Origin of the sequence: Bacillus sp. MYb209, assembly GCF_002975175.1 — a bacterium.
Classification (GTDB): domain Bacteria; phylum Bacillota; class Bacilli; order Bacillales; family Bacillaceae_G; genus Bacillus_A.
In genome coordinates, this window is record NZ_PCNZ01000005.1 from 1 (window position 1) to 12,033 (window position 12,033).

13 protein-coding genes are annotated in these 12,033 nt (G+C 37.0%); 6 read left to right on the top strand and 7 right to left on the bottom strand.

Features of this window, described 5'->3' with window-relative positions; all coding sequences use genetic code 11:
• Window positions 1-566: 566 nt before the first annotated feature.
• Both CQZ94_RS11095 and CQZ94_RS11100 read left to right on the top strand, forming a co-directional pair.
• Window positions 567-1,247 carry an MgtC/SapB family protein gene (locus CQZ94_RS11095; protein WP_105585444.1) on the top strand — a complete coding sequence of 227 codons (681 nt, stop codon included), beginning with the start codon at window positions 567-569 and terminating at the stop codon, window positions 1,245-1,247.
• A 379-nt stretch (window positions 1,248-1,626) separates the two neighbouring features.
• On the top strand, window positions 1,627-2,622 hold the full coding sequence (locus tag CQZ94_RS11100; protein WP_105585445.1) for an ion channel: 996 nt from the start codon (window positions 1,627-1,629) through the stop codon (window positions 2,620-2,622).
• Here CQZ94_RS11100 and CQZ94_RS11105 read toward each other — a convergent pair.
• Window positions 2,609-3,022: a YugN-like family protein gene (locus CQZ94_RS11105; protein ID WP_142395809.1), complete on the bottom strand. Its 414-nt coding sequence runs from the start codon at window positions 3,020-3,022 to the stop codon at window positions 2,609-2,611. The genes CQZ94_RS11100 and CQZ94_RS11105 overlap by 14 nt on opposite strands.
• A 108-nt stretch (window positions 3,023-3,130) precedes the next feature.
• On the bottom strand, window positions 3,131-4,483 hold the full coding sequence (locus tag CQZ94_RS11110) for a glucose-6-phosphate isomerase (protein WP_002015845.1): 1,353 nt from the start codon (window positions 4,481-4,483) through the stop codon (window positions 3,131-3,133).
• A 281-nt stretch (window positions 4,484-4,764) separates the two neighbouring features.
• Here CQZ94_RS11110 and CQZ94_RS11120 point away from each other — a divergent pair, with 281 nt between their 5' ends.
• Window positions 4,765-4,998, top strand: coding sequence for a DUF378 domain-containing protein (locus CQZ94_RS11120; RefSeq protein WP_002034535.1), 234 nt, complete (start codon window positions 4,765-4,767; stop codon window positions 4,996-4,998).
• Between the two features lie 111 nt (window positions 4,999-5,109).
• Here CQZ94_RS11120 and yugI read toward each other — a convergent pair whose 3' ends face one another.
• From yugI to CQZ94_RS11135, 3 genes are all read right to left on the bottom strand, one after another.
• Window positions 5,110-5,454 carry a S1 domain-containing post-transcriptional regulator GSP13 gene (yugI, locus tag CQZ94_RS11125; RefSeq protein ID WP_105585447.1) on the bottom strand — a complete coding sequence of 115 codons (345 nt, stop codon included), beginning with the start codon at window positions 5,452-5,454 and terminating at the stop codon, window positions 5,110-5,112.
• 252 nt (window positions 5,455-5,706) lie between these two features.
• Window positions 5,707-6,897: an aminotransferase gene (locus CQZ94_RS11130; protein WP_016096635.1), complete on the bottom strand. Its 1,191-nt coding sequence runs from the start codon at window positions 6,895-6,897 to the stop codon at window positions 5,707-5,709.
• The gene (locus CQZ94_RS11135; protein ID WP_142395810.1) at window positions 6,894-7,391 is read right to left on the bottom strand and encodes an Lrp/AsnC family transcriptional regulator; all 498 of its coding nucleotides are present in this window, start codon (window positions 7,389-7,391) and stop codon (window positions 6,894-6,896) included. The genes CQZ94_RS11130 and CQZ94_RS11135 overlap by 4 nt, the downstream gene beginning before the upstream one ends.
• A gap of 284 nt (window positions 7,392-7,675) precedes the next feature.
• On the opposite strand from CQZ94_RS11135, the gene CQZ94_RS11140 reads away from it, so the two are divergent.
• Entirely contained in the window at window positions 7,676-8,668 is a 993-nt protein-coding gene (locus CQZ94_RS11140) for a 2-hydroxyacid dehydrogenase (RefSeq protein ID WP_105585449.1), read from the top strand.
• A 109-nt stretch (window positions 8,669-8,777) separates the two neighbouring features.
• Window positions 8,778-9,617 carry an alpha/beta fold hydrolase gene (locus CQZ94_RS11145; protein WP_105585450.1) on the top strand — a complete coding sequence of 280 codons (840 nt, stop codon included), beginning with the start codon at window positions 8,778-8,780 and terminating at the stop codon, window positions 9,615-9,617.
• A 211-nt stretch (window positions 9,618-9,828) separates the two neighbouring features.
• Here the strand turns inward: CQZ94_RS11145 and CQZ94_RS11150 are convergent, their stop codons facing one another.
• Complete coding sequence (locus CQZ94_RS11150; protein ID WP_002015854.1) at window positions 9,829-10,080, bottom strand: YugE family protein; 252 nt, start codon at window positions 10,078-10,080, stop codon at window positions 9,829-9,831.
• A gap of 117 nt (window positions 10,081-10,197) precedes the next feature.
• On the opposite strand from CQZ94_RS11150, the gene CQZ94_RS11155 reads away from it, so the two are divergent.
• Window positions 10,198-11,349 carry a MalY/PatB family protein gene (locus tag CQZ94_RS11155; RefSeq protein WP_105585451.1) on the top strand — a complete coding sequence of 384 codons (1,152 nt, stop codon included), beginning with the start codon at window positions 10,198-10,200 and terminating at the stop codon, window positions 11,347-11,349.
• A 118-nt stretch (window positions 11,350-11,467) separates the two neighbouring features.
• On the opposite strand, the gene CQZ94_RS11160 is transcribed toward CQZ94_RS11155, so the two are convergent.
• On the bottom strand, window positions 11,468-12,007 hold the full coding sequence (locus CQZ94_RS11160; RefSeq protein WP_105585452.1) for a superoxide dismutase family protein: 540 nt from the start codon (window positions 12,005-12,007) through the stop codon (window positions 11,468-11,470).
• Window positions 12,008-12,033: the final 26 nt, after the last annotated feature.

The following is a 12,033-nucleotide window of genomic DNA, read 5'->3' on the forward strand; positions in this document are numbered from 1 at the left end:
TCAAACTCTCCAATAAAGTTAGTTTGTCTAGCATCTAAAAATAAAAATTGACGTTCACGTTGTTTGTTTCGTTCAGTTTTCAAAGAACTACTTGGTCGCTCATTTGCGACTTCCTTATGTTAACATCTTCGTTTTTCGATGTCAACTAAGTTTTTCAATTTCTTTTTTGTCGTTTTCTGCGTTTCCGCATCAGCGACGGTTATTAATATATCATGTGAAAAAACGAAATGCAACACCTTTTGAAAACTTTTTTTAAACCAACTACATTTCTTTTTTAATATCATATACTTAAACGAAATATCTCTTTCATTTCTAAGTAATTCCTACATATATTCTATATAAAGTCACTCTGCCAAAAAGCGTTTCTTTCTATATAAAGTGAAACTTTAATCAGTGGGGGGTGTTCATCCCCCACTGATTATTAGTTGAACCAATCGGGCATTTACGGGCAGTTGTCTCCCACCTAACTTTCTCGCATTCGGCGAATTTTGAGGCGAGGGCTTACTGCCCGTTAATGCGGGATAAATGTTTTATTCATATACCATATCATACAAGGAGGAATATACATGGACTACACCGACTTATTAATAAAATTAGGTCTCTCGGCTATTTTAGGATTCGCTATCGGTTTAGAGCGCGAATTAAAACGTAAACCACTCGGTTTAAAAACTTGTTTAGTTATTTCTATTATTAGTTGCCTCCTGACTATTGTTTCTATTAAAGCAGCTTATAACTTACCACATACCGATCATATGAATATGGATCCACTTCGACTTGCCGCTCAAATCGTATCAGGAATCGGCTTTTTAGGTGCCGGTGTAATTTTACGAAGAGGAAACGATAGTATTGCGGGACTAACGACTGCTGCTATGATTTGGGGTGCTTCTGGTATTGGCATTGCCGTTGGAGCCGGCTTCTATATCGAGGCGATTTTCGGGATGTGTTTCCTTATGATTAGTGTAGAACTTATCCCATTAACTATGAAATTCGTCGGCCCTAGATCATTTCGTCAACGTGATATCGCAGTTAAACTCGTTGTACGAAATATGGACAATATCCCCATTGTAATTGAAGAAATAAAAGAGATGGATATAAAGGTTAAAAATATGAAGCTCAAAACATTAGAAAACGGCGCTCACTACTTACATCTTAAATTGTCTATCGATCAAAAAAGACATACTGCCGATGTTTATTATGCTCTTCAGCATCTTGAAAGTGTTCAACAAACTGAAGTGGAGAGTATGTAACATAAAGAAAAACGTAACTACTCAGCCGTACATTTCATTTAGCATTTTGGTAAGGAGTATTATTCCAGCGAAAATACGTACCTTATTGCCTATATATTTTTTCATTTTTCAGCATATAGATTACTGCCATGGAGATAAAAATGGACCTACACCTCGCTACCCTTCTTTGTTTTAAAACTTTGCGCGTGGCAGGAAAAGGCACTGACCGCTCCTATACATAGCCAGTCCATCTCAACCATTTAAAAAAATGCTTTTCTGGCGTTTTTTCATAGGGGGACTGAGTAGTTACAGAAAAACTCTCTTTTTAATTAGAGAGTTTTTCTTTTTTCTATAATGGTAACAATGAATGTAGTCCTGAAAAGTAAGGAGGAATAGGAACTTGAAATCCCGTCCGAATTTAGTAGATACATTTCGTGATTCCATTATTTTTCGTTTAATTTGTTTTATTATTGTACTTACTGCCTTCTCCGGCTTTCTTATACATATATTAGAGCCAGCTCACTTCACCACATGGTTCGACGGGGTTTGGTGGTCAATCGTTACCATTTTCACCGTTGGATACGGCGATTTTGCCCCTCATACAACGATAGGAAAACTTATTGGTATAGGCATTATTTTATTAGGAACTGGATTTTGTTCTTATTATATGGTTCTATTCGCTACCGACATGATTAATAAACAATATATGAAAATTAAAGGAGAAGCAGCTGCTACCTCTAATGGTCATATGATTATCGTTGGCTGGAATGAACGTGCAAAACATGTTGTAAAACAAATGCACATATTACAACCGAACCTTGATATCATTTTAATTGATGAAACACTTTCTTTACTGCCAAAGCCATTTCATCATTTAGAATTTATAAAAGGTTGTCCGCATCACGATCAAACTTTATTAAAAGCTAACATTACAACAGCTCACACTATATTAATAACAGCGGATAAAGAGAAGAACGAAAGCTTAGCAGATACACAGTCCATTTTAAATATTTTAACTGCAAAAGGACTTAATCCAAACATTCACTGCATCGCTGAACTTCTTACTTCTGAACAAATCCAAAATGCAACGAGAGCTGGCGTATCAGAAATTATAGAAGGAAATAAATTAACGAGCTATGTATTTACCGCTTCTCTTTTATTCCCTTCCATTTCAGGTGTACTATTCTCACTTTACGATGAAATCTCTGATAACAAATTACAACTGATGGAGATTTCCCCGTCCTGTATAGGACAATCCTTTGCAAATTGTAGCTATACTCTTTTAAAGCAAAACATTCTCTTACTAGGTGTAAAGCGCGACGAACAATATATGATCAATCCAGTTCATTCTTTCATTCTCATCGAAAGCGACATACTCATTGTTATTCACCATTAAAAAAATGACTTTCTAGTTCTTGTACTAGTACTTTACCAATACTGATATATTTTCTTTTCACGTCTCCATCGGGATCTTTCGGCTCAGCAAATTGATCAAATCCACTCGTTCCAGCTGTTAAAGTATTAACATTATCATCTAGTTCGTCTTGATATACATGCGAAAGAATATACGGCGTTTCAAGACGGACTACTACCTCAGGCACATCTAGTTCTCCATCCACCGCTGTAAATGGTACTCGTAAAAATTGATAGCCATCTTCTTCGTCGATTTTATAATCAAAACATCCTTTATCATAATCCCAATTGCCACCAATACTATATCCAAGTGGTTTCATAACCTCTTCTAACTTATATAACGCATATGTACGTCCTTCTAAATTTGATTGAATCGGAATCAAGCCCATCCCTCCTAGACTTTTCCTTTAGCATACCCATTCTAGTTTGAATATACCGATGTACTTTTCAGTAAAATAATAAAAAGCGATCGGAGACCCGATCGCTTTTTATTATTTTAAACGCTCTTCTAATTCTGCTTTTAACTCTTCAAATCCTGGTTTTCCAAGTAGAGCAAACATATTTTTCTTGTACGCTTCTACTCCTGGTTGGTCAAATGGATTTACGCCTAATAGGTAGCCACTCATCGCACATGCTTTTTCGAAGAAGTATACAAGGTAACCGAATGTGTACTCGTTTAGTTCTGGAATGTTTACGATTAAGTTTGGTACTCCGCCATCGCTATGTGCAAGTAATGTACCTTCGTATGCTTTTGTGTTTACGAAGTCTATAGTTTCACCAGCAAGATAGTTTAATCCATCTAAATCGTTGTCATCTAATTCGATTTTTAGTTCGTGTGTAGATTTACCTACTTTAAGAACTGTTTCGAATAGGTCACGACGGCCTTCTTGAATGTATTGACCTAATGAGTGTAAGTCAGTTGAGAAGTTTGCTGAAGATGGGAAAATACCTTTTTGATCTTTTCCTTCACTTTCACCAAATAACTGTTTCCACCACTCAGAGAAGTAGTGCAGTGCTGGCTCATAGTTAACAAGCATTTCAATTGTTTTCCCTTTATTGTATAGGGCATTACGAACTACTGCGTATTGGTAAGCTGGGTTTTCTTCAAGTTCTGATTTCGCGAAGTCATTATGACCAGCAGCTGCACCTTTCATCATCTCTTCAATGTTTAGGCCACTTACAGCGATTGGTAATAAACCTACTGGTGTTAATACAGAGAAACGACCGCCAACATCATCTGGAATAACGAACGTTTCGTAGCCTTCATTATCAGATAATGTTTTTAAAGCACCGCGCGCTTTATCTGTAGTCGCATAAATACGTTTGCGTGCTTCTTCTTTTCCATACTTTTCTTCTAATAATTTACGGAAAATACGGAATGCGATTGCAGGCTCTGTTGTTGTACCTGATTTGGAAATAACGTTAATAGAAAAGTCTTTACCTTCTAGTACGTCCATTAAATCTTTCATGTAAGTGGAGCTAATGTTTTGTCCAACAAATAGCACTTGTGGAGTTTTACGTTGTTCTTTAGAAAGCGTGTTATAGAAAGAATGGTTTAACATTTCGATTGCTGCGCGTGCTCCTAGGTAAGAACCACCAATACCTACAACAAGTAAAATGTCAGAGTCATTTTTAATTTTTTCTGCGCATTTTTGAATGCGAGCAAATTCTTCTTTATCATATTGAAGCGGAAGCTCTACCCACCCAAGGAAATCGTTCCCAGCTCCAGTTTTTTCGTGGATTGCATGATGTGTTACTTTTACTGCATCACGTAAATAAGTTAGTTCATTTTCACCGATGAAGGATAACGCTTTAGAATAGTCGAACGTTACATGTGTACTCATCTTTTTCCCTCCAATTATGTATATGTATTTCTGTATTCACTTTAGCGAAACTAAAGTTGTAAATCAAGCGATTCAATAATTGTAAACGTAACCATTATTTATTTTTTAGAAAAAGTTCATTTTTTGCATAAAAATTCGCATTTTTCGGTATAGATGTATATACATCATTTTTCGTACATTTTTCATGTATAAAAACAACAAAACTATACCATTCTATAAAGGAGTTAAATTTTCTTATTAACTCCTTGCTTGCTCACGTTTCACATTAAGGGGGACTTTTCATGAGTACTCTACAACGTATCGCATTAGTCTTCACTGTAATCGGCGCTGTTAACTGGGGACTTATTGGGTTCTTCCAGTTTGACTTAGTAGCGGCTATTTTCGGTGGACAGAACTCAGCTCTTGCACGTATTATTTACGGCATCGTTGGTATTTCTGGGCTTATCAATCTCGGCTTACTATTTAAACCATCCGAGAATCTTGGTACTCACCCAGAAACACATGAAATTCAATAGTCAGTATGTCTTTTCGCCTCCGACATACGAATATGATTGCATGCAATCATATTTGCAAATATATATATCATAAGTCACAGTAAAAGAGGAACGCTCATATGCGTTCCTCTTTTACTTTATTACCTCCGATTCTTCAATCCATTCTGCTAGCTTTTCTCGCAGCGTATTGAACCCTTTATCAGATGGATTCAGTATAAGAACCCTTCCTTGTTTTCTTTTCGCAGCTTTTAACGATAAACTCATTTTCCTGTGCTCTTCATCAATTGAAAGTACCTTTACTTCTACTGTATCTCCGACCTTCAAAAAGTCATGAATGTCTTTTACATAACCATTTGTGATTTCAGATATATGCACAAGTCCTTGTGTTTCTGCATCCAAAGCTACAAATGCACCGTAATCTTGAATTCCAGTTACTTTCCCTGTTACAACCACTCCCGTTGTATATTGTTCTGACATGTGAAACACTCCCATACGTTTACCATTTTCTCTACAATTGTAAATAGCAAAGCAGATGTATTTATTGTTAAATATCCGATTAGTGGTAAGTATCCTAAGTAAAACCCCGAGGATACTCCCACCTTATATTAGTAAATTATACCACTATGATAGAGCTCATTCAAAATTCATGAAAAAATTTCCTATAATACGTATAATTCTCCAATATTAGGATAGAATACTAACACATGGCTTTCTAGTATTCCCCCCCTTTTATGGACAAAACGTATTATGTTTTGTCCTTTTTTTATTCTCTATGAACCGTTCCATTCTCTTCATTGCTTCCATAAGTTGCTCAAGCGATGTTGCATATGAACAACGAATAAATCCTTCACCACTCCCGCCAAACACATTTCCAGGAACAACAGCCACTTTTTCTTCTAATAATAACTGTTCTGCAAATTCTGCTGAAGATAGTCCAGTTGAAGCTATAGAAGGGAAGACATAAAATGCCCCGCCTGGCACATGACATGTTAAGCCCATTTCATTGAAAGATGTCGTCATAAAGTTACGACGTTTTTTATAGCTATCTCTCATTCGAATTACTTCATCATTTCCCCCGCGTAATGCTTCAAGCGCTGCAAATTGAGACATCGTCGGTGCACACATCATTGAATACTGGTGGATTTTGAGCATTAATTCTGAAAATTGCACAGGGGCTGCAATCATCCCAAGACGCCATCCCGTCATGGCAAACCCTTTTGAAAACCCTGAAATTAAAATCGTATGGTCACGCATATTTTTAATACTCGCGAAACTCGTATATGCTTCGTCGTATACGAGCTCTGCATAAATTTCATCAGATAACACGATTAAATTATACTTCTCAACAATAACTGCTAGCTTTTCTAATTCGGATTTATTTAACATTGCGCCTGTTGGGTTATTGGGGGAACAAAGTAATATTGCCTTTGTTTTCGTTGTAATAGCTGCTTCAATTTGATTTGGCTGTACTTTAAATTCATCTTCTAATGAAGTCGCTACTGGAACTGGGACCCCGCCCGCTAACGTAACAAGCGGTGCATACGAAACGAAGCTTGGTTCAATAATAAGTATTTCATCATCAGGATTTACAATAGCGCGCATCGCTACATCTAGCGCTTGACTCGCTCCAACTGTAACAATGATTTCATCATTCGGATCATAAGATACTGCAAATTGTTTCTTTAGATACTTTGCTATTTCTTGACGGAGCTCCAATAATCCTGCATTTGCTGTATATGACGTATATCCTTGTTCTAAAGAACGAATACATGCTTGCCTTACATTCCAAGGGGTAACAAAGTCCGGCTCCCCCACTCCAAGTGAAATAACACCTTTCATACTTGCCGCTAAATCAAAAAACTTTCGTATACCGGACGGTTGTAAAGATTCTGCTACTCTAGATAGGTCAAATTGCTTCACGGTGTCACCACAATTCTCTTATCATCATCTGTCTTTTCATAAATAATCCCCTCATGTTTATACTTCTTCAAAATAAAATGAGTTGTCGTTGAAACGACAGATTCAATTGTTGCTAATCTCTCAGAAACAAACATTGCTACTTCTCCCATCGTCTTCCCTTCTAATGTAATGGAAAGGTCATATGTTCCAGACATTAAATAAACGGATTTCACTTCTGAATAGCGATAAATTTGTTCAGCTACTGCATCAAAACCCACACCACGCTTCGGTGTAACTTTCACATCAATCATCGCCGTTAAACCAGTATGTTCTTTCACTTTTGTCCAATCGATATGTGTTACATAGTCCACGATAATCTTTTCACTTTCTAATTTCGCAACCATTTTTTTCGCTTCTTCTACTTCTATATTTAACAACTTCGCTAATGTATCTACAGATAAACGACTATTCTTTTCAAGACAAGCTAATAATTCCAATTCTTTCTCTGTCACCATATAAATCATCCTTCCTTTTAGTTTGTGTCTAAATTATACAAATACTCTTTCCGGTTTGAAAAGAAGATTTTTTTTGAGAATTATGTCAAAATAAAGTGAAACTTTAATCAGTGGGAGGATTCATCCCCACTGATTATTAGCCTTCACCAATCGGGCTTTTACGGGCAACCCGGACTCCCACCTAACCTCTTTGTTTCAGCCGTTTTTGGAGGTGGGGGTCTTACTGCCCCAATGAAACTTTAATCAGTGGGAGCTTCATACCCGCTGATTATTAGCACACACCAATCCGGGTAAAGAGGAAAGGGGATGGAACCGTGAAACCAAAAGTATATATTGCCGAACCAGTTCCAACATTTGTAGAAAACTATTTATCAGAACACTGTGATTTTGAAAAATGGGATCAAGACGAGAAAGTACCTCGTGATGTTCTATTGGAAAAAATAAAAGATAAAGATGGGTTATTAAATTTCGGATCTACTATAAATGAAGAGTTATTGCAGGCTGCTCCTAATTTAAAAGTAGTAAGTAACATTTCTGTTGGCCATGATAACTTTGATTTAAAAGCGATGGAAAAACAAAATGTTATCGGAACAAATACTCCATATGTGTTAGATGATACAGTAGCCGATCTCGTTTTCGCTCTTATGTTATCTGCTGGTCGCCGTGTTTGCGAACTCAATTCCTATGTAAAAAATGGTGAATGGAACGCTGAAATCGGAAAAGAACACTTCGGACTAGATGTACATCATAGTACGATCGGTATTATCGGAATGGGAAGAATTGGAGAAGCTGTCGCAAAACGAGCGAAATTCGGCTTTGATATGAATGTCCTTTACTATAACCGTCGCCGTAAAGAAGAAGCTGAACAAAAATTTGATGCTACATATTGTGATTTACAAACTCTAATCCAACAATCTGATTTTATTATTCTTCTTACTCCATTAACAGATGAAACCTATCATCTTATCGGTGAAAAGGAATTTTCACTAATGAAAGAAACAGCAATTTTCATTAATGCTTCTCGCGGGAAAACAGTAGATGAAATTGCATTAATTCATGCGTTAACAGAAAAGAAAATATTTGCAGCCGGCATCGACACATTTACACAAGAGCCGATTCAAAAAGAGAATCCGCTCTTATCATTACAAAACGTTGTAACTTTACCGCACATCGGATCTGCAACATTAAAAACTCGGCAGCAAATGGCTATGACAGCTGCTGAAAATTTAGTGGCAGGATTACAAGGAAAAACACCACCTAATATTGTGCTTGGGTAATTATAAATACGCGAAAGGCAAGATGACATCGTCATCTTGCCTTTTTTTGTTAACATATTTTTTTCTTGCCTGGAGATGATATGAACAAAAATCAATGGAGTGACAAAAAATGAACCATGAATGCAAATGCCCTTACTTCACTTTTTCCACTCGCGGGACTACTATTCATTACGAATTGTATGAACATAATACTAAAAAAGAGCGACCTACTTTCGTACTCGTTCACGGCTTCCTCTCTTCCTCATTTAGCTATCGACGACTCATTCCTTTACTAACAAAGAAAGGTACAGTAATTGCCCTTGATTTACCACCATTCGGAAAAAGTGATAAATCTCATCTCTTTAAATATTCTTATCACAATTTAGCAGCTATTATTATCGATTTAATCGAACATTTATCTCTCTCGAATATTGTATTAGTTGGTCATTCTATGGGCGGACAAATTTCACTCTTTGTAAACCGTTTACGCCCTGAATTAATTTCAAAGACAATTTTACTATGTAGCTCTAGTTATTTAGCACGCGCAAACTTACCTTTACTGTACTCCTCTTATTTACCGTTCTTCCACTTATACGTGAAGAACTGGATTATTCGAAGGGGCATCATTCATAACTTAATGAATGTCGTTCATGACCATTCATTAATTGACAATGAAATGATGGAAGGCTATGCTGCTCCTTTTTATGATGATCGTATATTCCCTGCTTTAACTCGAATGATAAGAGACCGTGAAGGTGACTTATCTTCAACTGAATTACAAAAAATCGAAACCCCAGTATTACTCATTTGGGGTGAAAAAGATCGCGTCGTCCCTGTACATGTAGGACACCGTCTCCATAAGGACCTACCTAATTCAACTTTCATTTCTTACGAAAATACAGGGCACTTACTCCCTGAAGAAAAGCCCGATCATGTTTATGAAGAAATTATTGCGTTTGCGACGCAATAAAGTGAAGCCTTAAACCGTGGTGGTTCCTATCCCCGTGGATTATTAGCCTTCACCAATCCGGCTTTTACGGGCAGTTTGGTTTCCCTCCTATCTTCTTTGCTTCAACCGAATTTTGAGGCGGGAGTCTTACTGCTCGTTAAAACGGGATAAAGTGAAGCTTTAATCAATCCGAACGAAAATAAACAAAAAGGCTGTCGTAAATTCCGACAGCCTATAATGAACAACTTCCGCCTTCTTTTAGTACGAGTAACTCTACTGCTAATTTTTCGCATTTTTCAAGTGCAGGTACTTCTTCAAAAGACATAAAGTATATATGTTGAATCTTCTTTGCGATGTATTTCGGATCATCAAACACACTTACGACGTTTACAACATCGCTCGCTTCTGTTTCATAAAACTCCGGTCCCATTTGAAACGGATCCCAATTTTTCACAACCTCAATCATTTTGTCATATGCACCCATCTGCTTCCCGCCTTTTCACTTTTTAATGCTTTTCTTTATCGTATCACATCAGCTATTCTATAAGAAGAGTGAGAATTTTCATAACTTAACAGTTTGACAGAAGAAAGGAGCAAACATATGCAACTATTTCATAAAACGGTAAATCGTCGCGGAACACATAGTACAAAATGGGATACATATAAAAATGAAGAGCTCATCCACGCTTGGATTGCCGATATGGATTTTGAAGTACCAAAACCAATTCAAACTGCATTACAAAAACGCACAGAACATCCTATTTTCGGCTATACACTTCCTCCTGAAAATATTGGGGATATCATTTGTAATTGGACGAAAAGCCAATACAATTGGGAAATACAAAAAGAATGGATTGTATTTAGCGCAGGTATCGTTCCAGCTCTTAGTACGAGCATACAAGCTATAACGAAAGAAGGAGAAGCCGTACTCGTACAACCTCCTATTTATCCACCATTTTTTGAAATGGTCAAAACAAATAATAGACAATTATGTGAGAGTCCCTTGTTTAAACAAAATGGCATATATAAGATAGACTTCGAGCATCTAGAAACTCAATTTAAACAGGGTGTAAAACTAATGCTTCTTTGCAGCCCTCACAATCCTATCGGACGCATTTGGACAAAAGAGGAGCTAACAAAACTCGGCACGTTATGTACGCAATATAATGTAACCGTTGTCGCGGATGAAATTCACGCCGATATTATTTATAGAGACCATACTCATACACCGTTTGCTTCTTTATCTGAAGAATTAGCAGCACGCACTATTACTTGTATGGCTCCAAGCAAAACATTTAATATCGCTGGATTACAAGCATCGATCATTATTATTCCGAATGAAAATCTCCGTAATGCCTTTATGTCTATCCAATATAGACAAGGATTCCACGGATTAAATACATTTGCTTATACAGCAATGCAAAGTGCCTATACAGAATGTAATGATTGGCTAAATGAAATTCGATTGTACGTTGAAGATAACGCTCAATTTGCTTGTGAGTATATTCAAAATCACATACCAGCTCTTTCTGTAATTAAACCAGAAGGTAGTTTTTTACTGTGGATTGATTGTTCCCACTTGGACCTTTCTCAAGATGAACGAACAGCATTGCTTGAAGAGAAAGGTAAAATCATCGTTGAGCCTGGTGAGAAATACGGAACAGGTGGAGAAGCCCATATCCGAATTAACATTGGCTGTCCTAAATCTGTTTTAGAAGAAATTTTAAACAGACTACACCATACATTCTCATAATAAAAAAGGAGGCTGTCCCAAAATAATTTTGGGACAGCCTCCTTTTTTTCGATAAATCGATATAATTCCACTTACTATCATGCGGTTTTACAACAAAATCTACTATTCACGGTAGCTTCTATTTTTTCTTCATATCCGACACTTTTTTTACGATAACACCGCAAGCAATTCGGCCACCAGATTTACCCGTTGGTTGTGTCATACCATCATCAGCGTTTTCTGTAATAATAATAGACGCTCCATCTTTTCTATGAATCGTCGTTTTTCCTTCTTCAAGCGTTATATGCGGAGCATCGATTTCTGCTTTAATCTTTCCCGAACCGTCTGCCACTATATTCGGTAAATCACCATTTTCCGCACCTTTCGGATTCAAGAGCCCATGTTCTTTATTATCCGGATTAAAATGATTCCCAGATGATTCGAAACGAGGCGCTTTACATTCTCCGATTTCATGCACATGTATCCCGTGCGTTCCTGGTGTAAAGCCCTCCGCTTTAATCTTAATTTTCACTCCACTTGTTTGCTGAACTACTTTTGCAGTCCCAACTTCATCACCTGAAGCATTATGTAATTTCACATCAATTTCTTTCGGCTTCCCTTGGTCACAACCCGCCATTAGAAATAATAAACAACAACTGAAAAAAAGCTGTCTCTTCATTCAATTCCCTCCAAAATACTTTCTGC

Excerpts from the sequence above, each read along its gene's own strand:
- CQZ94_RS11150 (WP_002015854.1), bottom strand. The coding sequence starts at position 10,080 with ATGGGTGCATATGACAAAATGATTGAGGTTGTGAAAAATTGGGATCCG.
- CQZ94_RS11120 (WP_002034535.1), top strand. The coding sequence starts at position 4,765 with ATGAGTACTCTACAACGTATCGCATTAGTCTTCACTGTAATCGGCGCT.
- CQZ94_RS11095 (WP_105585444.1), top strand. The coding sequence starts at position 567 with ATGGACTACACCGACTTATTAATAAAATTAGGTCTCTCGGCTATTTTA.
- CQZ94_RS11135 (WP_142395810.1), bottom strand. The coding sequence starts at position 7,391 with ATGGTGACAGAGAAAGAATTGGAATTATTAGCTTGTCTTGAAAAGAAT.
- CQZ94_RS11110 (WP_002015845.1), bottom strand. The coding sequence starts at position 4,483 with ATGAGTACACATGTAACGTTCGACTATTCTAAAGCGTTATCCTTCATC.
- CQZ94_RS11145 (WP_105585450.1), top strand. The coding sequence starts at position 8,778 with ATGAACCATGAATGCAAATGCCCTTACTTCACTTTTTCCACTCGCGGG.
- CQZ94_RS11155 (WP_105585451.1), top strand. The coding sequence starts at position 10,198 with ATGCAACTATTTCATAAAACGGTAAATCGTCGCGGAACACATAGTACA.
- CQZ94_RS11160 (WP_105585452.1), bottom strand. The coding sequence starts at position 12,007 with ATGAAGAGACAGCTTTTTTTCAGTTGTTGTTTATTATTTCTAATGGCG.
- yugI (WP_105585447.1), bottom strand. The coding sequence starts at position 5,454 with ATGTCAGAACAATATACAACGGGAGTGGTTGTAACAGGGAAAGTAACT.